Raw genomic sequence first — 23433 nt, 5'->3', positions numbered from 1 at the left:
TGAGGGGTCTGATAAAATCGCCAGGCTCCGAGCCTATGGGTCCCCGCGTCCGCGGGGATGACGGATAATGTTTGTCGGGGGCGAGGGAATCTTAGAAGAACAGCTTGCGGATGCTGAGGCGGACGGTGCGGCCTAGCGGGTCGAGGTAATCCGGCTGGTAGTTGTTCGGCGTCGCGCCGGTCGCGTCGGTCACGCGCTGGCGGGTGTTGAGCACGTTCTCTACCGAGAAGCTCACGCGCATGCCGCGCAGCCACGGGTGCGCCTTCACCCATTCGAGGCGTTGGCCGAGGTCGGCGAACAGACGGAGATTGGCGGTCGCGAGGCCGCCGAAGTTGAGCGTTTCCGGTGCGGCGACGGTGCCGCCGTTGACGCGCGTACCGGTCGCGTAGTTGGCGGAGATGCGCGCACCGAGGCCGTTGTTGGTATAGCCCGCCTGCGCCTCCAGTTCGTGGCGCGACTGGCCGCCGCTGCTGCCGATCGCGTCGCCGTCGAGCAGGTTGAGGCTCGGGCCGCCGTTCGCGACGAGCACCCGGTCGGTGAAGTGCCAGGTGTGATAGACCGCGAACTGCACGCGGCCGCCCGCCTGCCCCCCGCGACCGCCGAAGCCGCGCCCGCCGCCACGGCCGCCCCCGCCCCTTGGACCACCGTCCGGACCGGCACCCCGGCCGACCCCAGGACCGGCACCACCGGCGCCTTCGGGACGACGGAGACCGCCGGGGGGCTGCATCCCCTCGAACGGATTGGGGCCGGTCCCTGCGCGATACGCCTCCAGTTCGCGCTGGATCTTCGATTTCAGCGGTGCGGAGAAATTGATGCCCCAGCGCAGTTCGGAGCGTTCGCTGCGGGCGTAGTTGATCGGGCGGCGATCGACCTGCAGCAGATTGCCCGCGTCGTCGCGGATGAAGCGGTCGGGAAACGCCGCCTCGATCGCGGCCGTCGCCGACGGGAAGGCCGCGATCGGGTTTTCGACGCGACTCTCGACATAGTTCGCGGTGATCGACAGGTCCTTGGCGGTCCACGGCTTGAGCGTCAGCCCGACCTTCTTGACGTGGTTATTGTCCGCGATGAGCCCGGGATTGCCGCCGCTGATCGTCGTGACGGTCGCGGTCGTGCCGCGCACGTAATCGAAGATCCGGACGTTGGGCGTGGTGATCGACGGGTTGCCGAGTTGCTGCGCGGTCGGCGCCTGATCGGTGTCGGTCACCGAGGCGATCACGCGCACGCCCTCGATCGGCGACCAGTTCGCACCATAGCCAAGCGTCGTCAGCGTGCCGAAATCCGACAGGTGATCCTGGGCGAGGTTGAAGTTAGCCGACAGCGTGCCGAGGAACGGCAGCACGTCCTTAGACCGGCTCGTCAACGGCACGTCGACATTGACCTGGCCGTTGACGGTATCGCGCGACACCATGCCGCGCTGCGTCACCTGACCGACCAGCAGATCATTGGTGCGGGACGAACGGCTGCTGAAATCGGCGGTTTCCGCGCCGAGCTTGAGCGTCGTCGAGACCGCCCCTGCGGGAAGATTGAATACAGTGCCGTTTGCCACCGCATCGACGCCGCCGGTGCTCTGGCTGGCATAGGCGCGGCTGCCGGGGGCCGCGCCGATATCGCTCGCGGTAAGGCGGTTGAACGGGCTGGCGGTCGGATCGCCGGCGGTCAGCCGCGTCTGGAATGCGGTCGCGTCGACGCCGGTATCGGTGAAGGTCTGCGTGTCGCTGCGGTCGTAATTGCCGGTGACGTTCCAGCGCCACGTGCCGATATCGCCGTTGAGCGTGGTGCCGAGATGCGCGGCGATCGACGACACGCGCTGCGCGAGCGGGAGGAAACCCTCGTCGTCGAAGGCGCGGTTGACGACGGTGCCATCCGCCAAAGTCAGCGCGGCGACGGGCAGGCCATTGAGGCTGCGGCTGTCGGTCGATTCGATCCGCCCGTTGATGGTCGCGCCGATGTTGCCGAAAATGTTGCGGGCATACACGCTGTTCGCGGTGAAGGTGCTGGTTGCGGCCTGCAGGCTGCGGAACGGCGTGGCATCGACGATGGCGCCGTTCGCGCCGACCGCGGTGCTGGCGGGCGGGGTGATGTCGCGCTCGGCCTCGGTCAGCGCCGAGGTCGAGGTGTATTCGACATGCAGGTTGACCCGGCGATCGCGGGCGATGTTGAGCAGGTCGAGTTCGCCCTGTGGCGTGTTGCTGCCGCCTTCGGTTGGCATCTTGTCGGTCGCCTCGGCGGTCACCGCGCGGAACCGGCGGCGCAGGACGAAGTTCACGACCTTCTGGTCCGCGCGATAGCCGTATTTGAGCGCGACCTCCTCGGGCAGGATCTCGACGCGCTGGATCGCCTCGGTCGGGATGTCGCGGATTTCGCTGAAGCTGGAGATGCGACGGCCGTTGAGCAGCACGACGGGCGCACCGCCGCTGCCGCGTCCGCTGGTGGTCTGCGGGCTCAGTTCGCTCAGCAGGTCGGAGATCGAGCTGACGCCGTAGGAGCGGATCTCGGCCTGGCCCAGGCTCTGGTCGGGCGGAATGTCGCCGATCACCGAACCGGGCAGTTTGCGCGATCCGGTGACGACGATCTCCTCAGATTCGCCGGCTTCGTCCTCCTCGGTAACCTGCGCGGCAGCAGTTGAGGCAGGCGTCGACGGAGCCTGTTGCGCCGCCGCCATCGCAGGCGCGCTTACCGCCAGAACCAGACCCAATGTACGCATAGTCGCTATTTCCCGATGATCGCCGTCGATCAAGGGGCTCGACTAAAGGGCAATTGTCGCAGGATTATGCCCGTTCAACGCGCCAGATGTGCGTCCATGTCTTCCAGCGGCACGCCCTTGGTCTCCGGGAAGTAGAAGAACACGGTCACGAACTGCACCGCCATCATCGCGGCGAAGAACAGGAACGGCACGCCCGCCGACCAGGCTGCGGCTACGGGGAAGACCTGCGCGATCACCGCGTTCCAGCCCCAATGGCTCGACGAGCCGATGCTCGATCCGCGCGCGCGGACGTTCTGCGGGAACACCTCCGAGATATACACCCAGATCACCGCGCCCGAGCCGGGGGCGAAGAACATGATGAAGACGATCAGCGACGGCAGCAGCAGCCCGCTCGGCAGGACTCCCAGCAGCGCGAGCCCACCGACGGTGAGCGCGGCGGTCATGCCGGCCGAGCCCCAGAGCAGCAGCGTGCGCCGCCCGATCCGGTCGATCAGCAGCATGCCGAGCAATGTGAAGACCATGTTGGCGACACCGATCATCACCGCCTGGAGATCGGGCGAGAGGCTGCCGCCCGACGCCTTGAAGATGTCGTTGAGGTAATAGAGGAACGCGTTGATGCCGCTGAACTGGTTGAACATCGCGACCAGGAAGGCGAGCGTGATCGGCTTGCGGTGGCGCGACCAGGAGAGCTTGGCGTCGCCCTTCGGCGCATCGAGTTCGCGCCGCGCGATGTCGGGGCTCATCCCGACCATCGCCAGCACGTCCTTCGCCTCCGCATCGCGTCCCTTGGCGAGCAGCCAGCGCGGCGAATTGGGAATGCGGAACAGCAGCGCGAAGAACACCAGCGACGGCGCTGCGACGATCCCGAGCTTCCACCGCCACTCGACATCGCCGAGCCCGAGCGAGCCGATGATCGCGTTCGACACATAGGCGAGCAGGATGCCGAGAATGACTGCGAACTGGAATCCGCCGACCATCTTGCCGCGCTGTGCAGGCGGCGCCAGCTCGGCGATATAGGCCGGTGCCAGCACCGACGAGCCGCCGATCGCGATGCCGTTGATGAAGCGGAAGCCGAGGAAGCTGTGCCAGTTCCACGCCAATGCACAGCCGAGCGCGGTGACAACATACAGGAAGGCGAGCATCCGCAGCACGTTGCGACTGCCATAGCGATCGCCGGGCATGCCGACGAACAACGCGCCGATCAGCGTTCCCCATAATGCCGACGATACGGTGAAGCCGAGCCACGCCTCGCTGAGCGCGAACTTCGCCTTCAGCGCGCCGGTGACGCCGGCGATCACCGCGGTGTCGAAGCCGAACAACAGCCCCGCCAGCGCCGCGGTGGCGACGCTTGCGATCAGGACGCTGCTCGGGCGCAGCGGGTCGGCGGGGGCGCTCATGCGCGGCAAAATTCGGGGCGCGGCCCGGTGCGTGCGATCGTCATGCCGTCGTTTCGACCAGTTCGAGGCGCCGGGCAAGACCGTCGCAGACCGATCCGGCTGCCGAAAATGCTTGAGTCGGAGTCTTTAAAGTCCTCGTGCGGGACGATGGCGGCAGGATCGAGCTTCCGCACGCGTGCCCTACGCCCTGTTCGGATCCGCGTTTGCGCCGGCATTCTCGTCCGAGGCTTGCGGCGTCGGCGCGAAAGACCCGACCAGCTCCATCTTGGTCGCGGTCGAGCCGACCTCGATCCCCGCCTCGCGAAACTGGCGGAGCAGCGTGAACAGCAGTTCGCTGCGCACCGGGTACGCATCGCGCGGGCTGGCGACATAGGCGAAGCAGTTGAACTTGGCACGGCCGGCGTCGATCGAGTCGATGAACACCTTGGGTTCGGGCTCGTCGAGCACCTCGTGCTTGTCGGCGAATGCGGCGAACAACATGGTCCGCACCGCATCCAGATCCTCCTCGAGCGGCACGGAGAACTGCAGCTGGACGCGGCCGATCGGCGCGGCCAGCGTCATGTTCTGGATCGTCTTGGTGATCAGCTCGGAATTCGGCACGATCAGCGTCGAGCGATCCGCGACCTGGATCTCTGTCGAGCGGACGTTGATCCGTTTCACGTCGCCCTCCATGTTGCCGATCCGGACCAGGTCGCCGATCTTCACCGGGCGCTCGGCGAGCAGGATCAGCCCCGAGACGAAGTTCTGCGTGATCGCCTGCAAGCCGAAGCCGATCCCGACCGACAGTGCACCCAGCACGACGGCGAGTTTCTCCATGCCGATACCGAGCGCGCCGAGCGACCACAGCACCGCGGCGATGATCCCGGCATAGCGCGCGACCATCGTCACCGAATTCTGCGCGCCGGCATCCATCGCGGTGGTCGGGAGATAGCTGTTCACCAGCCAGTGCTGGAGCCCGCGCATGATCGCCAGCGCGACGAACAGCACGGCGACCGAGCGCAGCACGGCGCCCGGCGAGATCGTGACCTGGCCGACGGTGATGCCGTTCGCGACCGTGCCGAACAGTTCGAACGCAGAGCCGACGCCAGCGCCGAACGGCGCCATCACTGCGCCGACCGCGAGCAGGATCAGCAACAACCGCAGCACCGCCGACAACAGCACGCCGATCTGGTCGACGGTCTTGTTGTCGACCCCGAAGCCGCTGTTCGCCGAGCGACCGAGGCGGTTGCCGCTCGACAGCAACGTCCGGCACGCATCGTCGGTGAAGGTCATCATCAGATACAGCGTCGCCCCGACGATCGCGCCCCAGACCAACCAGGTCGCGACCTTCAGCGCGAGATTGACATAGCCGAGCAGGCCAGCGCCGAGCGCGACGATCAGCACCAGCCAGACGAGCGTCGCGACGATCGCGAGCAGCGTGTTGCGCGCAGGCTTGGTAGGGTCGGGCAAGGCCGCGGCGCGCAACCGGCCGAGCGTGACGAGGATCGCGCCGAGCAGCACGATGTGCAGCAACGCGACGACCGCGTTGGCCGCACTCGACGCGGGCGCGCTGACGCCGATCAGCATGTTGGTGGCGATCAGCAACTGCCCGAAGAAGATCAGCGCGGCCGCCATCCAGCTATAGGGCCTGAGCGCCTGGGCCGCGGCATCGCCGATCGGCAGCAACCGCCAGGTCGGCTGGGTCCGCAGCAACAGCGCGCCGCCGAGCGACGATACGAAGGCGGCGAAGAAGGAGATGCCGACGAAGATCGCGCCGAACCTGCTCCAGGCGGGCGAGACGAGTCCGGCCCAGCGGAGCGACACGACGATCGCCAGTGCGGCGAATCCGGGGAGCGCGGTGCCGATCACGACCAGCCAGAACGCGTAGGCCGACCGCCGCAAGCGCCCGCCCGGCGCGTGGTTGGTGGCGTAGCGCCGGCCGACGCCGTGCAGCCAGCGCCGGAGCGGAACGAGCAGGACGAGTGCGGTCAGTACACCGATCAACAGGCCGATCGCGGCGCGTCGATCGAACCGCTGGCCGAACTGCCGGAGTTCGGTTTCCGCGAACCGCTTGAGCCTCGCGGAGTCGCGCGGAAAATGGTCGACGATCGCCGCCCATGACGTCGGCGACAGCGGCGAGCCGGTGTTCTCGGACAATTGCTGACCGAGTTCCTCCGCCTCGGCCGCACCGATATCGTCGATCTGTTGCTTGGCCTCGATCCCGATCAGCCGCGCGCGCTTGATCGCCGAGTCGATCGCCGACTGGCTCTGCGCGAGGAGCCGGCGCTGCTGGCGGATCTCGGGCGCTTCGACGACGCCGGGGGTGGCGGCGCCAAGTTCGGTCACGCGCGCCTGGACGAGCGCCATCTCGGGCGTGAGCGTGCGGACCGCGTCGGCAGCGGTGGTCTGCACGACTTGCGCGCGATCCCGCAACGCCTGCCGCGCCTTGTCGTCGCGCGCGGCGGGGGTGGCGTCGTCGATCGCCTGGAGCTCCGCCGAGGCCTTGGTGAGGCTGGCGGCGACAGTCGCGACCTTTGGCTCGTCCTGCGCGGTGGCGGGGAGCGCGGTGAGCGCGAGGAGGAGCGCGGCGAGGTAACGAAGGAGAGTCATCCGGGGTTCTGTACAGCGATGGGGCCGGAAACGGGAGGGGGTGGCGGTCCAGAGGTGAAAGCCACCGGTATCGGACGATGCTTTGGGAGAGCTTCCGCCCTCATGCGCACCTCCCCCCGTCGAAGGCCGGGGCCCAGTTGGAAAGGTCGCGGTAACGGAGCGCCGGTCTCGATCATCAGCCGCTCCCAACTGGGCCCCGGCCTCCGCCGGGGTAGAGCTATTGGGGCGAGATCACGCACATACGATCGTCACACCCTTGTTCTCCCGCGGAGGCGGATCGCTTATCCAGCAGTCGCTGTCACGAACATCCCTCCACCCCGTTCCGTCACCCCGGCGGAGGCCGGGGCCCACGGACCCGCACACTCAAGTCTCTCGGATGTGCGGAACGGTGGATGCCGGAACGAGCCCGGCATGACGGGGCGATAGCTACAGACGTTGGCTGAAGCAGAACTGGACGGCGCGTCGCTCAGTCCAGCTCGAGGATCACCTGATCCACCGCCAGGCTATCGCCCGTCCTCGCGGCAACCGACTTCACCGTGCCCGTCTTCTCGGCGCGGAGGATGTTCTCCATCTTCATAGCCTCGACCACCGCGAGCGGCTGTCCCGCCTCGACCTTGTCGCCCGCCGCGACGTCGAGCCGGACCAACAGGCCCGGCATCGGGCAGATCAGGAACTTCGACAGATCGGGCGCGATCTTCTCGATCAGGTGCGCGGTGTAGGGCGCGACGCGGGCGGGCAACACGCGCGCGACATGGCTTGCGCCGCGGGTCGTCAGCTTGAAGCCGGCGCGCGCCTTGGCGATGCGGATCGTCAGGTGCTCGTCGCCGTCCGCGCCGTGACCGTCGGCCACCACCATCCGGTCGCCCGGCGTGTATTCGAGCGCAAGATCCAGGTCTTCGCCATCGACCATGATGCCGTCGGTCGAAACCGTGACGGCGTGGTCGGTCTTGTCGATCGTCACCACCCAGTCGGCCGGCGGGCGGAGGCGCTTGCCGAGCTGGCCGTCGATGCGGCGGGCGCGGTCGGCCTCAGCGGTCGCGGCGAAGGCGGCGACCGCGGCGAGCGTCTTCAGCAGTTCGGCGTCCGCGGGCGCGCCGTGGAAGCCTTCGGGATATTCCTCGGCGATGAAGCCGGTGGTCAGCGCGCCCGACTGGAACCGCGGATGCTGCATGATCGCGGAGAGGAAATCGATGTTGTTGCCGGGGCCTTCGAGTTCGAACGCGTCGAGTGCGGCGATCTGCGCGGCGATCGCAGCCTCGCGGGTGGGGGCCCAGGTGATGAGCTTAGCGATCATCGGGTCGTAAAACATGCTGACCTCGCCGCCCTCGCGGACGCCGTCGTCGACACGGACGCGAGGTTCTGCGGCGGTGCCGTGTCCCCCGGAACCCATCCCATCCGCCCCCACAATGTCCGTCACCCCAGCGGAAGCTGGGGTCTCCCCGTTCGGGTCACCTGCTCCATTACCAGGATACCCCAGCTTTCGCTGGGGTGACGGGGTTGGGCGGGGCGAGTCGAGCAATGGTGCGATAGAGGATGCCGAAGTTTCGGGCGGATTATACCGCACCAACCGGCCGATGCTCGGCAGGAACCCGCGATACGGGTCTTCCGCATACACCCGGTTCTCGATCGACCAGCCGTTCAGCTTCACCTCGTCCTGCGTAAACCCGAGCGGCTCGCCGGCAGCGACGCGGATCATCAGTTCGACCAGGTCCAGCCCGGTAATTTCCTCCGTCACCGGATGCTCGACCTGGAGCCGGGTGTTCATCTCGAGGAAGTAGAACCCCTCCCCCGTCGTATCCGCGCCCGAGACGATCAGCTCGACCGTGCCCGCCGAATAATACCCAACCGCCTGCGCAAGTGCGACCGCCTGCTCGCCCATCGCCTTGCGCATCTTGGGCGTCACGAACGGCGACGGCGCCTCCTCGACGACCTTCTGGTGGCGGCGCTGGATCGAGCATTCGCGCTCGTTGAGGTAGACGATGTTGCCGTGCTGGTCGCCGATCAGCTGGATCTCGATGTGGCGCGGGCTTTCGATAAACTTCTCGATGAACACGCGGTCGTCGCCGAAGCTGGCGAGTCCCTCGCGCTTGGTCGCCTCGAAGCCTTCGCGGACGTCCTGTTCGCTGTACGCGAGCCGCATGCCCTTGCCGCCACCGCCCGCCGACGCTTTCATCATCACCGGATAGCCGATGCCGCCGGCGATCTCGACCGCGTGATCGGTGCTGTCGATCTCGCCGAGATAGCCCGGCACGACGTTGACGCCCGCCGCCTTCGCCAGCTTCTTCGACTCGATCTTGTCGCCCATCGCGGCGATCGCGTTAGGCGGCGGTCCGACGAACGCGATCCCGGCCTCGGCGCAGGCCAGTGCGAAGCTCTCGCGCTCGGAGAGGAAGCCGTAGCCCGGATGGATGCAGTCCGCGCCGGTTTCCTTGGCTGCGAGCAGGATCAGCTCGGCCTTGAGATAGCTCTCCGCGGCGGGTGCGGGCCCGAGCCGGACGGACTCGTCGGCCATCAGCACATGCGGTGCGCGCGCGTCGGCGTCGGAATAGACCGCGACGGTCTTGATGCCCATCGCCTTGGCGGTCCGCATGACCCGACACGCGATCTCGCCGCGATTGGCGACCAGGATTTTCTTGAACATTCTCGCTCCCCTCCCGCCTGCGGGAGGGGCCGGGGGAGGGCCTGTCCACGCGCGGATATTATGGTGCGGGAGGACAGGCCCTCCCCTAACCCCTCCCGCAAGCGGGAGGGGAACTACTCCGCCGCGGCCCGCATCGGTTCCGCGCCGACCATTGGCTTCATGCCGAGCTTAGCCAGCAGCGTCGCGTCGGCGCTGTCGCCGGCGTTGCCGGTGGTGAGCAGCTTGTCGCCGGTGAAGATCGAGTTCGCGCCCGCCATGAAGCAGAGCGCCTGGGTGGCCTCAGACATGCTCTCGCGCCCCGCAGACAACCGCACCATGCTGAGCGGCATCGTGATCCGCGCGACCGCGACCGTCCGGACGAACTCGATGTCGTCGATCTGCGCCATCGGCGTACCGGCGAGCATGTCGCCGAGCGGCGTGCCCTTGACCGGGACCAGCGCGTTGACGGGGACGCTCTCCGGATGGCGCGGCAAGGTGGCGAGCGCGTGGACGAAGCCGACGCGGTCGCTGCGCGTCTCGCCCATCCCGACGATCCCGCCGCAGCACACCGAGATGCCCGCGTCGCGCACGTGTCCCAGCGTCTCCAGCCGATCGCCGAAGGTGCGCGTGGTGATGACGTTGGCGTAATTCTCCGGCGAGGTGTCGATGTTGTGGTTGTAGTAATCGAGGCCGGCGTCGGCGAGTTGCTTGGCCTGGTCCGCGTCGAGCATGCCGAGCGTCATGCACGTCTCGAGCCCCATCGCGCGGACGCCTTCGACCATCGCGACGACCTTCGGCATGTCGCGCGGCTTCGGGTTGCGCCAAGCGGCACCCATGCAGAAACGCTGCGAGCCCGCAGCCTTGGCCTGCGCGGCGTCGGCGAGGACCGCGTCGACGTCCATCAGCTTTTCCGCCTTGAGACCGGAGTCGGACGAGGCGGACTGCGAGCAATAGCCGCAATCCTCGGGGCAGCCGCCGGTCTTGATCGACAGGAGCGTGCAGAGCTGCACTTCGCCGATCGCGTGATGCGCGCGGTGGACGGTCTGTGCGCGGAACATGAGTTCGTCGAACGGCAGATCGAACAGCGCGGCGATTTCGGGACGCGTCCAGTCGGTCCTAGACTCCCCTCCCGCCTGCGGGAGGGGTCGGGGGAGGGGGTGTCCAGAAGCGGCGGCGGCAGTGTTTGCGGCACTGCCCTCCCCTAGCCCCTCCCGCGAGCGGGAGGGGGACATCAGCGTAGTGGTCGTCATTCTGCGGCTTCCTCTTGCGGGGCCATGTTGTGGCCGAGGAGCTTCAACACGTCCTCGGCGGCCTGGATCAGGTTGGTGCCGGGGCCGAATATCGCCTGGACCCCGGCATCGCGCAGCGCCTGATAGTCCTGTGCGGGGATAACGCCACCCGCGATCACCTTGATATCGGCGCGGCCCGCCTCGCGGAGATAGCCGATCAGCTCGGGGATCAACGTCTTGTGGCCGGCGGCAAGCGACGAGGCACCGACGATGTCGACGTCCTTTTCCAGCGCGAGCGCGGCGGCTTCGGCGGGGGTCTGGAACAGCGGGCCGGGGACGATCTCGAAGCCCAGGTCGCCGAACATCGACGAGACGAGGTTGGCACCGCGGTCGTGGCCGTCCTGGCCCATCTTGGCGACGAGCATGCGCGGCTTGCGGCCCATCCGGCGCTCGGTGGCTTCGACGCCGTCGGTCAGGCGGGTCCAGCGCGCGTCGTCCTCGTACGCGCCGCCGTAGATGCCGGAGACGGGGGTCGGCTGCGTGCCGTAGCGGCCGAATACGTCCTCCATCGCGGAGGAAATCTCGCCGAGCGTGGCGCGGGCGCGAGCGCACTCGACGGCGAGCGCGAGGAGGTTATTCTCAAATCCTCCCCGTTCCGGGGAGGTGGCGGCCGAAGGCTGACGGAGGGGGGCTTCCACGAGAGGGTCCGTTTGTGGAGCCCCCCCTCCACCAGCCGTTGGCTGGTCCCCCTCCCCGTTCCGGGGAGGATTGCCGCGTAGTGCGCCTTCGCGGAGAGCATCGAGTGCGGCTTGGCAGGCGGCTTCGTCGCGCGTCGCCTTTACGCGGTTGATGCGTTCGATCTGCCCTGCCCGCACGGCCACATTGTCCACGTCGAGGATCTCGATCGCGTCCTGTTCGGCGAGCTTGTACTTGTTGACGCCGACGATGACGTCCTCGCCGCGATCGACGCGCGCTTGGCGGCCGGCGGCGGCTTCCTCGATCATCGCCTTGGGCCAGCCCGCCGCGACCGCCTTTGCCATGCCGCCCTCGGACTGGATCCGCTCGATCAGGCTCCACGCGCCGTCGACAAGGCTCTGCGTCAGGCTCTCGATATAGTAACTGCCACCGAGCGGATCGACGACCTTGGTCATCCCCGTCTCTTCCTGGATCACGATCTGCGTGTTGCGGGCAATGCGCGCGGAGAAGTCGGTCGGCAGCGCGATCGCCTCGTCGAGCGCGTTGGTGTGGAGCGATTGCGTGCCGCCCAGCATCGCCGCCATCGCCTCGATCGTCGTGCGCATGACGTTGTTGTACGGGTCCTGCTCGGTGAGCGAGACGCCCGACGTCTGGCAGTGCGTGCGGAGCATCTTGGAGCGCTCGTCCTGCGCGCCTAGCTGCGTCATCGCGCGGTGCCAGAGGACGCGGGCGGCGCGGAGCTTGGCGATCTCCATGAAGAAGTTCATGCCGATCGCGAAGAAGAAGCTCAAACGCCCGGCGAACTTGTCGATGTCGAGGCCGCTCGCGACGCCGTATTTCACATATTCCATGCCGTCGGCGATCGTGAAGGCGAGCTCGTGGAGCTGCGTCGCCCCTGCCTCCTGCATGTGATAGCCGCTGATCGAGATGCTGTTGAACTTGGGCATCTCGCGGCTGGTGTAGCCGAAGATGTCCGAGATGATCCGCATGCTCGGCTCGGGCGGGTAGATGTAGGTGTTGCGGACCATGAACTCCTTGAGGATGTCGTTCTGGATGGTCCCGTCGAGCAGTTTCCGGTCGACGCCCTGTTCCTCGCCGGCGACGATGAAGAAGGCGAGGATCGGGATCACCGCGCCGTTCATCGTCATGCTGACCGACATCTTGTCGAGCGGGATGCCGTCGAACAGGATCTTCATGTCCTCGACGGAGTCGATCGCGACGCCTGCCTTGCCGACGTCGCCGGTGACGCGGGGGTGGTCGGAATCGTAGCCGCGGTGGGTGGCGAGATCGAACGCGACGCTCAGGCCCTTCTGGCCGGCGGCGAGGTTGCGGCGGTAGAACGCGTTCGAGGCTTCGGCGGTGGAGAAGCCGGCATATTGGCGGATCGTCCAGGGGCGACCGGCGTACATCGACGCGCGGACGCCGCGGGTGAACGGCGCGAAACCTGGGAGGCCGGGATCGGTGGTGACGTCGTCCGCGGTGTAGAGCGGCTTGACATCGATGCCTTCGGGGGTTGGCCAGATGAGGTCGGCGCCCTTTACTTCCTTGGCGGCGGCGGTCTGCCAGTCGGCGAGGGTCGGAGCAGATTTGGGCGTGTCAGTCATGAGTTTGCACCACCCCGGCGGAGGCCGGGGCCCAGTTGGAAAGGTCGAGGTAACGCAGCGCAGCACCAGCCAATTGACCGTTGCCCAACTGGGCCCCGGCCTCCGCCGGGGTGGTGCCTTCCAAGCAGGTCATTTGCCCGTGAACACCGGCTTGCGCTTCTCGAGGAAGGCTCGACCGCCCTCCATCGAGTCCGCAGACCCCCGCGCGTCGCGCTGGTTCGCCGCCTCGGCCTGCATCGCGGTCGCATAGTCCGTCTCGTACGCCGCGGTGATCGCCCGGCGCATCAGCCCCAGCGCGATCGTCGGCATCGCCGCCAGCCGCTCGGCCAGCGCAAACACCTCGGCGTCGAGCGCATCGTCCGTGACGACCTTGTGCACCATACCCCAGTCAAGCGCCTCGGCCGCCGGCACCCGCTCGCCGAGCATCATCATCTCCGTCGCCCGCGCCTTGCCGATCAGCCGCGGCAGCATCCACGACGCGCCACCATCCGGCACCAGTCCGATATTCACGAACGCCTGAAGGAAATACGCGCTCTCGCTCGCGACGCAGAAATCTGCGGCGAGCGCGAGGCTGCAGCCGATCCCCGCCGCCGGCCCGCGCACTGCGCTCACCACCGGCACCGACAGGTCGGCGATCGCCGCCATCGTCGGATTGTAGCTGCCGGTCAGCGCCGCGTACGTCGCCTCGCCCGGATTGTCCGAACCGAGCGCGCCGCCGCCGACATCCGCCCCCGAACAGAACGCACGTCCCGCGCCCGCGATCAGCACCGCCCGCGCACCATCCAGATCACGCAACGCCGCGCGCAATTCCTCGAACATCGCCGGTGGCGCGGCGTTGAGCCGGTCGGGCCGGTTCAGCGTCAGCACCAGCACGTCGCCACGCCGTTCGCTCAGGATATGCTCGTACGCGGCCATCAGATCTCTCCTAGTGCGCGCCGGTATCGCCCGGCGTCTCCATCAACTCGACGAGCATGCCGCCAAAGTCCTTCGGGTGCACGAACACGATCGGCGTGCCATGCGCGCCGATCCGCGGCTCGCCCAGCACGGTCGCGCCCTTCGCCTTCAGGTCGGCAACCGCCGCGTGGATATCCGCCACCTCGAAACAGACATGATGCTGCCCGCCCGCCGGATTCTTGCGCAGGAACCCCGCGATCGGCGAGCTCTCATCATACGGCTCGATCAGCTCGATCTGCGTGTTCGGCGCGTCGATGAAGCACACTTTCACGCCCTGCGCGGGCAGGTCGAACGGCTCGCCGATCGCAGTCGCGCCGAGCAGCAGCCGATACGTCTCGACCGACTTCGCGATCGACGGCGTCGCGACCCCGACATGGTTGAGGCGACCCAGGCTCATGGCGCATCCTTGGGCGCTGGCGGCGGCGCGGGAACGACACCGAGCGTGTAACCGCACACACCGAGCACCTGGCGGATCATCGCATCGCCGGTCGGCGCGACGAAGTTCGCCTGGACCGCGAAGCTCGCGCCGTTGGTCGTCTCGACGCGCACCGTTTTCGACTTCACCAGGAAACTGGTCAGCTTGGTGATCGCCGCGGGATCGGCGATGTACGTACCGGTCCCCGGGAACTGCCAGTTATAGGTGAACGCCGGTCCGCCATCGAAGCGCACCGCGACCGGCTTGTCCGCGCCCGACCCGAGCGGCTGCGGCTGGATGAACTGGATCGAGACGATCGGCTCCGAGCCGACGTCACACTTCACGACGAACCGCGACAGCCCGTCATTGCCGGTGACCGACGCGGAGATGCTGCGCACGCCCGCCGCATTGGTGCGATCGGCGAGTTTCCAGGCCGGGGCGGCGGCAGGAATAGCGGCCTGTGCAAGCAGTAGCGCGATCACCGCTCGATCCTCGGCAAAGGTCGTACCCCTGATCGCACTTCTTCAAACGCTTCCAAACGGATCAGGCGTCCGTTGATCTGGATGACCGAATCGACCACGCGTCGCACCTGTGCATTCGTCGCAGCCAGTTCTTCGTTCAATCGCTCCACCTTGCTGCGGAGCAGGATGACGGATTCGATCGTCCGCATCGCGTCGCCGATCATGCTCATGCGACACACTCCGCTTCGGACAAGCCGCCGTCCCGTAGCATGGCATCGATGTCGGCCCGCAAACGCTGTTGCCCTTCGATCGCCTGGTCGAGCGCGGCGTGCATCGCCGGCAACGCCTCGTCGAGTTCGTGAATCAACAGCTTGAAGCGGTCGTCCTCGCTCATGTCGCCCTCGATGACATAGCGCGTCGTCGCCTCGCGAACGACATGGCCGACGGACATGCCATTGCTCGCGGCAAACGCATCGAGCGCGGCCTTGTGATCGGGGGTAGTCAGAAACGTCACGCGTTCGGTCTGCATGTCACGACTCCTTCGCATGACATGATAATGTGCTTATCATAACCGAACAAGCATGACTCACAACGGGATGTTGTCATGCTTCTTCCACGGATTCTCCAGCGCCTTGCCGCGGAGCTTCCGTAGACCGAGCGCAATGCGGCGGCGGGTCGAGTGGGGTTGGATCACCTCGTCGATGAAGCCCTTCGACGCGGCGACGAACGGGTTGGCGAAGCGCGCCTCGTATTCCGCGGTGCGTTCGGCGATCTCTTCCGGCGTCTTGCCGCGGAAGATGATCTCGACCGCGCCCTTCGCACCCATCACCGCGATCTCGGCGGTCGGCCACGCATAGTTGAGGTCGCCGCGCAGGTGCTTCGAGGCCATCACGTCGTATGCGCCGCCGTAAGCTTTGCGCGTGATGACGGTGATCTTGGGGACGGTCGCCTCGGCATAGGCGAACAGCAGTTTCGCGCCGTGCTTGATGATGCCGTTATGCTCCTGCGCCGTGCCGGGCAGGAAGCCGGGGACGTCGACGAAGGTCACGATCGGGATCTCGAACGCGTCGCAGAAGCGCACGAATCGCGCCGCCTTCTTCGACGAATTGATGTCGAGCACGCCGGCGAGCACCATCGGCTGGTTCGCGACGAAGCCGACCGTGCGGCCCTCGATCCGGCCGAAGCCGGTGATGATGTTGGCCGCATGCGCCGGCTGCGTCTCGAAGAAATCGCCCTCGTCGACGGTCTTCCGGATCAGCTCGTGCATGTCGTAGGGCTGGTTCGCCGACGCCGGGATCAACGTGTCGAGGCTCTCCTCGATCCGGTCCCACTCGTCCGCGGTCGGGCGTTCGGGGACGCCCCCCCCGTTCATGGCGCGGTTCGACGCGGGCAGGAAGTCGAAGAAATCGCGCGCCGCAAGCAAAGCCTCGATGTCGTTCTCGAACGCGTTGTCGGCGACCGACGTCTTGGTCGTGTGCGTCACCGCGCCGCCGAGCGCCTCCTGCGTCACGACCTCGTTGGTCACCGTCTTGACCACGTCGGGGCCGGTGACGAACATGTAGCTCGAATCCTTCACCATGAAGATGAAGTCGGTCATCGCGGGGGAATAGACCGCGCCGCCGGCACAGGGCCCCATAATCAACGAGAGCTGCGGCACGACGCCGGATGCGAGCGCGTTGCGCTGGAAGACCTCGGCATAGCCGCCGAGCGAGGCGACGCCCTCCTGAATGCGTGCGCCACCGCTGTCGTTGAGGCCGATGATCGGCGCGCCGACCTTCATCGCGCTGTCCATCACCTTGCAGATTTTTTGCGCGTGACGTTCGCTCAAGGACCCGCCGAACACGGTGAAATCCTGGCTGAAGACGAAGACGAGGCGGCCGTTGATCGTGCCCGAGCCGGTGACCACGCCGTCGCCGGGGATCACCTGATCCTGCATGCCGAAATCGACGCAGTTGTGCTCGACGTACATGTCGAGCTCCTCGAACGAACCCTCGTCCAGCAGCACGTCAAGGCGCTCCCTCGCGGTGAGCTTACCCTTGGCGTGCTGCGCTCCGATCCGCTTGAGGCCTCCGCCGACTCTTGCGGCTTCGCGGCGGCGTTCAAGCTCTTCGATCGTCGATGACATCGTCTCTCCGTCCTGCTGATTGCCTTCACAGAGCGGGATGCGATGCGCAAATGCAATGTTGCAAACTTGTCGGGTGGAGGTTTGCAAACTAGGCGGGGGCATGACCCTTCCCGCACGTCGCCTCTTCGTCGGACACCGCCTGCGCGACCTGCGCCGCGTCCTCGGGATCAGTCAGGCGGCGATGGCGGCGCGGATTGGGCTGTCGGTGAGCTATCTATCGCAGATCGAGAATGGCGACCGGCCGGTGACGGAGGGCGTGCTGATCACGCTCGCGCGCGAGTTTCCGGCGGATTGGGGCAGCATCGATGCGGCGGACGATACCGCGCTGCTGATCGCGACGCTGGAGGCGGTGTCGGACACGAGCGTGGAGGCGCCCGCACTCGACGAGACCGCGGTGCGGCGCGCGGTGAAGCACCAGCCGTTGCTGGCGCAACGACTCGTCGCGATGCACGATGCGTACCGCCGCGCGCAGGAGCAGTTGCGCGCGCTGGACGACCGGCTGGTGGCGGGGTCTGGGGCGCCGGGGTTGCTGCCGTGGGAGGACGTGCGCGACTGGTTTCATGCGGCGGGCAATTATGTCGATGCGCTCGACCGGCGCGCGGAGGAGATCGGCGAAACGCTGGGGGCGGATCGGATCGCGGCGCTGGAGGCTCGGCTTGCGACAAAAGGTGTTTCGATTGCGATCTCGGGCGCGCTCGCCGCACCGTTGCGCGATTATGACGGCGCGACCCTGAGGCTCGATGGCTCGCAGCCGGGAGAGACCACGCTGTTCTCGCTCGCGCATCAGGTCGCGCGGCATGAGTTCGGCGACGTCATCGGCGGGATCGTCGCTGCGTCGGAGATGGCATCGGAGACGGCGCGCGCGCTGTTGACCGCGGGGCTGACCAATTACGCGGCCGGGGCGATCGTCATGCCCTATACCCGCTTCCGAACCGAGGCGCGCACTGTCCGCCACGACATCGACCGGCTTCGGCGAATCTTCGGGACGAGCTTCGAACAGACCTGCCACCGGCTTTCGACGTTGCAGCGGCCGGGGGCGCTAGGCATCCCGTTCTTCTTCTGTCGCGTCGACATGGCGGGGAATATCACCAAGCGCCACTCCGCCACGCGGTTGCAGTTCGCTCGGTTCGGGGGGGCGTGTCCGTTGTGGATCGTCCACGAGGCGGTGGCGATCCCCGACCGCATCCTGACGCAGCTGATCGAGACGACCGACGGCATCCGCTACGTCTCGATGGCGAAGGGTCTGGTGAAGCCGTCCGAGACGTACACGCGGCCGGCGCGGCGTTATGCCGTGGCGCTCGGGTGCGAGGAGGCGAACGCGTCGGAGTTCATCTATGCCGATGCTCTGGGGACCGGCGGGATCGCGACGCCGATCGGGTCGTCATGCCGTATCTGCCTGCGCACGGATTGCGACCAGCGCGCGTTTCCCCCGGCGGCCAGCGGGATCCGGGTCGATCCGGACCGCCGCGGGGCGGTGCCGTATGAGGTGGTTTAGCCGACGCCTCTGCCATAGCCACCTCCCCGGCGAAGGCCGGGCCCCAGTCGGGGGACGGCAATAACAAGCAGCAGCCCAGCGTTACTGCGACCTTTCCACCTGGGCCCCGGCCTTCGCCGGGGAGGTAGATTTGGCGAAGGCCATGGGGCTGTAACTCAGGCCGCCGCCGGGTCCTTCGGAAAGAAATGCTCGATCACGTTGTTCGTCAGGCGCGACGGCCGCAGCGTCTCCGCATCGAGGCAGCACCAGCTCGACTTCACCTCGGCGAGCACATCCTCGCCACGCTTGATGATTGTCTCGTAGAACGCGCGCGCGCCCTGAACCTTTTCGAGCAGCACCGTCGCGATCACGTCGTCATCGAGGAACGCCGGCTTGCGGTACGTGATCTCGTGTTTCAGCGCGACCCACAGGTGCCCTGCGACCGCCTCGGCGGGCGCGAGGCGCTGCCAATGGTCGATTACGGCAGCCTGCACCCATTTCAGATAATTCGCATTGTTGACATGACCCATGAAGTCGATGTCGGCCGGCTCTATGCCGATGGCGTAGGTATGGGGAATCGCTGTTTTCACGCGCGATATATAGCATGCGAACATGAACATAGCGATGACGGGCGGAGGCGTTCGCCGACATAAATGCCGGCATACATAGCTACCGAGCCCTAGTCCGGTTGCCGGCGACTTGGAACATAGCGACGGACGACACCGACGGGGCTGACCCTAAGGCGACCGCCGAGGCCGCCCCCACTCCACCGGCATCATCGAGTTTGCGCGTTCGTGCTTTCCAAGGCGCGACGTAGGGGCCAGCCCTGCGACGGATCATTCGCGATCAAGCGCCGCACGGCCGTCTCGGCGCCAAGTTGATTATAGTGACCGGCATCGAAATACAGCAGATCGCCGTTGGCGCCCTCGACGATGCAACGCCTTTGCGGACACATTGCCTGGAGCGGAGACAGATACGTGTACCCAATCGTCTTTGCCTGCGCCGCGAGTTCACGATCGTTATTCCACAAGCGCGGCTCGATGGTTCGTGCCAGCAGCCCCGGATCGTTTCGCCTGACGCTCTCCGCCATGATCCGCGGGACCGGCATCGAATACTCAGGGGTTGGGCCCATTACGATCAGGGGAATGCCTCTACCGGCGAGCCGATCGTGAAGACGCTTAAGTGCAGGAATATCCAGCCGGATCCAGCGCCAGGTTACGACTACCGCGTCGGGCCGGGCGGTATCGAGGTCCCGGACCAGTACCTGATGCATTAGGTCGTCGCATACCCGACCGGTCGGGAGCGGATCCAGCGGCATCTCGCATCCAAAGACAACTGCTGTCTGGAAATGCACCTGCGGCAATACGGTGGTGAGCCCGCGCCACATCATCGATGCATGGCTGTCCCCCACCAGCAGCCAGTCAGGCTTGCCCGGCTCCCGACTGAGACATCGGGTCTTGTCGAAATCGCTAACGCTGCTCTGGTTGTCGAGAAAACAGTTCGCTTTGGGCTTGCGCATCGATCCAGCCTGCCCGCCTGACCTCGCCAATGACAGCACGGCGGGGGAAAAACGTTGCGGGAGGCCATTGGTCGCCAGGATACCGATCTGCAGCAGCGAAGCGATCGCGACCAGTCCACCGCACCAGGCACCCAGTCTGCGTGGCGTCATCTTGCCACGAAATGGCCCTTCAACGAATTTCCAGGACGCAAATCCCAAGATCGCAGTCACAGCCAGAACGATAACAGCATCGTATATCGACAGTTTTCCGATCAAGCGGTGCTGCCGGTAGAGAACGATGACGGGCCAGTGCCAGAGATACAGCGAATAGGAGGCAAGACCGATATAGCGCGCGGGAAAAATGCTCAGGGCGCGATGAACCATCGTCGACGTGCCCTGTCCGGTGACCAGAACCAGCGCCGCACCCAGGCATGCCGGTAGAACGACCAGCCCCGGAAACCCGTGCTCCGGTCGTACCAGCAGCAGGGAAGCGGCAATCATCCCCAGCCCCGCTGCGGCGCCGAACATGCGCGCCAGCATCCTGGATTTCAACCAGTCCCCCCGCACCTGCGAGGCGAGGACGCCGACCATCAGCTCCCACCATCGGCTTGGCAGGAGATAAAACGCCGCCGCTGGGTTCGTCTTTACAGCAGTGGCACTTACCGCCAGCGAGATCAGGGCCGTCGCGATCATGATCGGCAACAGCGATCGCTTCCATTTAGAATGCGCGATCAGCAACGGCAGGAACGGAAAAACGAGGTAGAATTGTTCCTCGACGCCTAGCGACCAGGTGTGCAGCAACGGCAAGGTTGCGCTATCCGCCGCGAAATAGTCCGACGTGAAATAGAAGAATACGTTGCCGATGCAGGCCAGCGCCGCGAGCGCACTCTTCGCAAGGCTCGTCAACTCTTCGGGATAGAGCGGGATTGCCGAGACGATCGTCGTGACGATAATCATCACCACGAACGCCGGGACAATTCTGCGCAGGCGCCGCAGGTAGAAATCGCCGAAGGTGAACCGACGCGCGGCAACACTCGCGAGAACGATTCCCCCGATCAAATACCCCGATATGACGAAAAAGATGTCGACACCCAGTCCACCCGCGGGAAAACGAGTCGGAAAGAGATGGTAAATGATGACCGCAACGACCGAAATCGCGCGCAGGCCATCGATGTCGCCCCGGTAAGGGGTGACATGAACCGGAGCCGTCCGGTCTGGTGCTACGTTCGGTCCAAAACGATTAGTCTGGGTCACATGCGCAACCAACCCCGCCTCCGTATTCATAGCGCTCTCTCCGGGCGCGGGATTAGCAACCCTCATTTAGATAGCAATACGAGCAGCGGCGTCCAGCCGGACCGATGATTACTGACAATTTTGCATATTTTTACAAGCACTTGGTGCTCATGTCACCATTTATCTAATTTCCAGTAAATGGCAGCAGAATATTACCGCCGTGTCGCGACGGGCGGCCCCATCGCATCCAGCGCTTCCGATATAAGGGCTGCCACGACCGTCCAGCCGAGTGCTTCTGCATCAACTAGCGCATCTTCCAGATGCTCGCGAAGGCGTTGATCGGGCTTGAGCGCGCGTTGGGGCATGCACCATTCCAGTCCGGTGGAATTCGGCCTCGAAAGCCTTTGCTTGGCTGTTGAGATTATTGTCGGCCATGGATCGCGTCAATCGCGGCGTGCCGGTGTTCCGCAAAACCATATGCTCCTCAAAACCATGCCGCATGGCACCCGCCGCGATCTGAATGGTTGTTCCCGAAGGCCATGCCGGCCGGAGAGACGAACATGAAATTGACCGGAAAATTCGATACGCGCCGAGAAGCCGAGATGACCGTCGAGCGGTTGGTCCAGCAATTCGACATAGATCGCGCCAAAGTCGTGGTCGCGCCGGAAGGCGAAGCGAATACCGCGGGCATCGAGGAAGCTGGCTCCGACTCCGCAGCAGGCGCCCCGAGCCCCGAGGCTCGCGATGATGCCGAGTTGAACGGCAAGGTGGTTGTCACGGTCGAGGTTGCCGACGATGCCACGGCCGGCGAAGTCCGTACTGCATTCAACGAGTTCGATGCATCCGAGCGTTCGGCGACGTGAGCGTGGCGGATACCACGACGCAAGCCCGCCAGCGTGAAATCGCTACCGAGCACCTCCTGTTCAAGCTGATGGAGTATGTCGAGGATCGTCACCACGGGCTTCTCGACTTCATGGAAAAGAGCCTCGATCACCTCGGCGATCCGGCTGCCGACATGACGAAAGACGACGATGCCGTTCGTCTGATCGCCCAAAAAATGATCGCTGGGGCGCGCAAGCAGGGCGTACGCTAGCATCCTCGATAGCCACTGCGCCCGGCTATGCCGCGCTGAAAAGCGGGCATCGCCGGGCAGAGGATTTCATACTCGGCCGGCTTGGCTAGTTCAGTGAGCTCGGACCGAATCGCGCCCAGCATGGATACACCATCCTGTGCACCCAAGTATTTTTGCAAACCTCATGAAAGCATGCCTGCCCATCGCACGAAGCCACGGTTAGATACTGCAAGTCCATGATGGCGACACGAGATCGTGCCCTCGTTATCGATGCGCCGAATGCTTTTAAAGTGGTGCCCCACAGGGGCTAAAGCTGGGCAACCAGATCGGTGGACAATTCATATCGAACGCCACTCATCGAAAGGTCGCGGCACCAAGATCGCATGATCTTCAGATCGTTCTCGCCCCGGTGTCGTCGCGTTCAATCTCTCGCATCGCGCAGCGCTTCCAGCTCGGCCAGCCTCGCCGGATCGTCGGCTGCGAGCGCTTCTTCGAGATAAAACCCATACGCGATATTGCGCACTACCGCTTGCGCTTCACCACTATATTCCGCGGCGATAACAGCGAAGGCGTCGACCAACTCGCGGAGGAAGCCCTTGTCCAGTGCTTCAAGCTGGGCGCCGAGTACTTCCATCATCTCAACAGCGGCATCAGCATCCAGCGCATCTTCCTCTGTCAGGTCCGCAAAAATCACAAACCGAGCAATGATGCGGGCGACCTGTATGGCTATCATGGCTTCACCGCCCTGACTTTGATGTTGGTGACGTTCATCTTCTTCAGTAGTTTTAGCGCTTTGATCATCTGGACTTGGGTGGGCACCCCCCACGTGCCGATAAGTCGATGTTGCGCCAACACCTGAGATTGTCGCAATAGCTGTGCTCGCGCATGCGGCGCGTCCCTTACGCCCCACTTCCGATCAATCACGTATTCGCCTTATATGCCGTCGAACTTGACCGGTCGCTTCGAGCCGTCCGGCATCGTCCGCATCAGCGTCGGCGCCTGACTAGGGCGCGCGCCAGTCGCTCAGTCATTATAGGCTTTCCAAGGCTCGTCGGACTTGACCGTTCTCTTTTGCCCAACCATTTGCGGCGGATCAAAGGTCGGGCGCGGCCTCGCCATGCGAAGGCGGCGCAATGCGGAAACCCTGGAGAGCGCTGCCCCCGGCGTGGCTGCCAATGCGGCGTTTGCTGCGACCGCCCCCGTAGCGCGACCAATATCGCGCGACGAGGCGTTGCTGAACCGCGCCGGGTTTGTCGGAGGCTCCAACTCCTGAGAAGGTGGAGCCATGACGAGCAAGACGACGAACAAGTTTGCGCCCGAAGTCCGCGAGCGGGCGGTACGGATGGTTTTCGATCACGAGCG

General features: G+C 65.5%; 20 protein-coding genes. 3 read left to right on the top strand and 17 right to left on the bottom strand.

Features of this window, described 5'->3' with window-relative positions; translation table 11 throughout:
* Positions 1–91 precede the first annotated feature (91 nt).
* The 12 genes from SPHN_RS15085 to SPHN_RS15030 form a co-directional block, all read right to left on the bottom strand.
* On the bottom strand, positions 92–2704 hold the full coding sequence (locus SPHN_RS15085) for a TonB-dependent receptor (protein WP_248524544.1): 2613 nt from the start codon (positions 2702–2704) through the stop codon (positions 92–94).
* A 74-nt stretch (positions 2705–2778) separates the two neighbouring features.
* Positions 2779–4101, bottom strand: coding sequence for a sugar porter family MFS transporter (locus SPHN_RS15080; RefSeq protein WP_248524543.1), 1323 nt, complete (start codon positions 4099–4101; stop codon positions 2779–2781).
* A gap of 180 nt (positions 4102–4281) precedes the next feature.
* The gene (locus SPHN_RS15075; protein ID WP_248524542.1) at positions 4282–6690 is read right to left on the bottom strand and encodes a DUF3772 domain-containing protein; all 2409 of its coding nucleotides are present in this window, start codon (positions 6688–6690) and stop codon (positions 4282–4284) included.
* A gap of 466 nt (positions 6691–7156) precedes the next feature.
* The gene (locus SPHN_RS15070) at positions 7157–9331 is read right to left on the bottom strand and encodes an acetyl-CoA carboxylase biotin carboxylase subunit (protein WP_248524541.1); all 2175 of its coding nucleotides are present in this window, start codon (positions 9329–9331) and stop codon (positions 7157–7159) included.
* A 113-nt stretch (positions 9332–9444) separates the two neighbouring features.
* Positions 9445–10560: a biotin synthase BioB gene (gene bioB, locus SPHN_RS15065; protein ID WP_248524540.1), complete on the bottom strand. Its 1116-nt coding sequence runs from the start codon at positions 10558–10560 to the stop codon at positions 9445–9447.
* A complete protein-coding gene (gene scpA, locus SPHN_RS15060; protein WP_248524539.1) occupies positions 10557–12839 on the bottom strand; it encodes a methylmalonyl-CoA mutase in 2283 nt (760 codons plus the stop codon). The genes bioB and scpA overlap by 4 nt, the downstream gene beginning before the upstream one ends.
* Before the next feature lie 129 nt (positions 12840–12968).
* Positions 12969–13754, bottom strand: a complete 786-nt coding sequence (locus SPHN_RS15055; RefSeq protein WP_248524538.1) for an enoyl-CoA hydratase-related protein — start codon at positions 13752–13754, stop codon at positions 12969–12971.
* 10 nt (positions 13755–13764) lie between these two features.
* The gene (gene mce / locus SPHN_RS15050) at positions 13765–14190 is read right to left on the bottom strand and encodes a methylmalonyl-CoA epimerase (protein WP_248524537.1); all 426 of its coding nucleotides are present in this window, start codon (positions 14188–14190) and stop codon (positions 13765–13767) included.
* The gene (locus tag SPHN_RS15045; RefSeq protein WP_248524536.1) at positions 14187–14690 is read right to left on the bottom strand and encodes a hypothetical protein; all 504 of its coding nucleotides are present in this window, start codon (positions 14688–14690) and stop codon (positions 14187–14189) included. Before SPHN_RS15045 ends, mce begins: the two co-directional genes overlap by 4 nt.
* Positions 14687–14899 (bottom strand): hypothetical protein, encoded by a 213-nt coding sequence (locus tag SPHN_RS15040; protein ID WP_146168618.1) that lies wholly within the window; start codon positions 14897–14899, stop codon positions 14687–14689. The genes SPHN_RS15045 and SPHN_RS15040 overlap by 4 nt, the downstream gene beginning before the upstream one ends.
* A complete protein-coding gene (locus SPHN_RS15035; protein WP_248524535.1) occupies positions 14896–15198 on the bottom strand; it encodes a hypothetical protein in 303 nt (100 codons plus the stop codon). Before SPHN_RS15035 ends, SPHN_RS15040 begins: the two co-directional genes overlap by 4 nt.
* 57 nt (positions 15199–15255) lie before the next feature.
* Positions 15256–16794, bottom strand: coding sequence for an acyl-CoA carboxylase subunit beta (locus tag SPHN_RS15030; RefSeq protein WP_248524534.1), 1539 nt, complete (start codon positions 16792–16794; stop codon positions 15256–15258).
* 100 nt (positions 16795–16894) lie between these two features.
* On the opposite strand from SPHN_RS15030, the gene SPHN_RS15025 reads away from it, so the two are divergent.
* A complete protein-coding gene (locus SPHN_RS15025; RefSeq protein ID WP_248524533.1) occupies positions 16895–18289 on the top strand; it encodes a helix-turn-helix domain-containing protein in 1395 nt (464 codons plus the stop codon).
* 155 nt (positions 18290–18444) lie between these two features.
* Here SPHN_RS15025 and SPHN_RS15020 read toward each other — a convergent pair whose 3' ends face one another.
* From SPHN_RS15020 to SPHN_RS15010, 3 genes are all read right to left on the bottom strand, one after another.
* Positions 18445–18858, bottom strand: coding sequence for an acyl-CoA thioesterase (locus SPHN_RS15020; protein ID WP_248524532.1), 414 nt, complete (start codon positions 18856–18858; stop codon positions 18445–18447).
* Between the two features lie 185 nt (positions 18859–19043).
* Complete coding sequence (locus SPHN_RS15015) at positions 19044–21050, bottom strand: acyltransferase family protein (protein ID WP_248524531.1); 2007 nt, start codon at positions 21048–21050, stop codon at positions 19044–19046.
* Positions 21051–21211: 161 nt separating this feature from the next.
* Positions 21212–21364 carry a hypothetical protein gene (locus SPHN_RS15010; RefSeq protein WP_248524530.1) on the bottom strand — a complete coding sequence of 51 codons (153 nt, stop codon included), beginning with the start codon at positions 21362–21364 and terminating at the stop codon, positions 21212–21214.
* Between the two features lie 159 nt (positions 21365–21523).
* On the opposite strand from SPHN_RS15010, the gene SPHN_RS15005 reads away from it, so the two are divergent.
* Positions 21524–21862: a hypothetical protein gene (locus SPHN_RS15005; RefSeq protein WP_248524529.1), complete on the top strand. Its 339-nt coding sequence runs from the start codon at positions 21524–21526 to the stop codon at positions 21860–21862.
* A 2-nt stretch (positions 21863–21864) separates the two neighbouring features.
* Positions 21865–22092 carry a hypothetical protein gene (locus tag SPHN_RS15000; protein ID WP_248524528.1) on the top strand — a complete coding sequence of 76 codons (228 nt, stop codon included), beginning with the start codon at positions 21865–21867 and terminating at the stop codon, positions 22090–22092.
* A gap of 400 nt (positions 22093–22492) precedes the next feature.
* On the opposite strand, the gene SPHN_RS14995 is transcribed toward SPHN_RS15000, so the two are convergent.
* Together SPHN_RS14995 and SPHN_RS14990 are read right to left on the bottom strand one after the other, a co-directional pair.
* Positions 22493–22804, bottom strand: coding sequence for a hypothetical protein (locus SPHN_RS14995; protein WP_248524527.1), 312 nt, complete (start codon positions 22802–22804; stop codon positions 22493–22495).
* Between the two features lie 360 nt (positions 22805–23164).
* A partial coding sequence (locus tag SPHN_RS14990; protein ID WP_248524526.1) for a hypothetical protein occupies positions 23165–23433 on the bottom strand: 269 nt, incomplete at its 5' end.

Source organism: Sphingomonas faeni, assembly GCF_023195535.1.
In the GTDB taxonomy this organism is placed as follows: Bacteria; Pseudomonadota; Alphaproteobacteria; order Sphingomonadales; family Sphingomonadaceae; genus Sphingomonas; species Sphingomonas faeni_B.
This window is presented reverse-complemented; position numbering and strand designations above follow the sequence as displayed.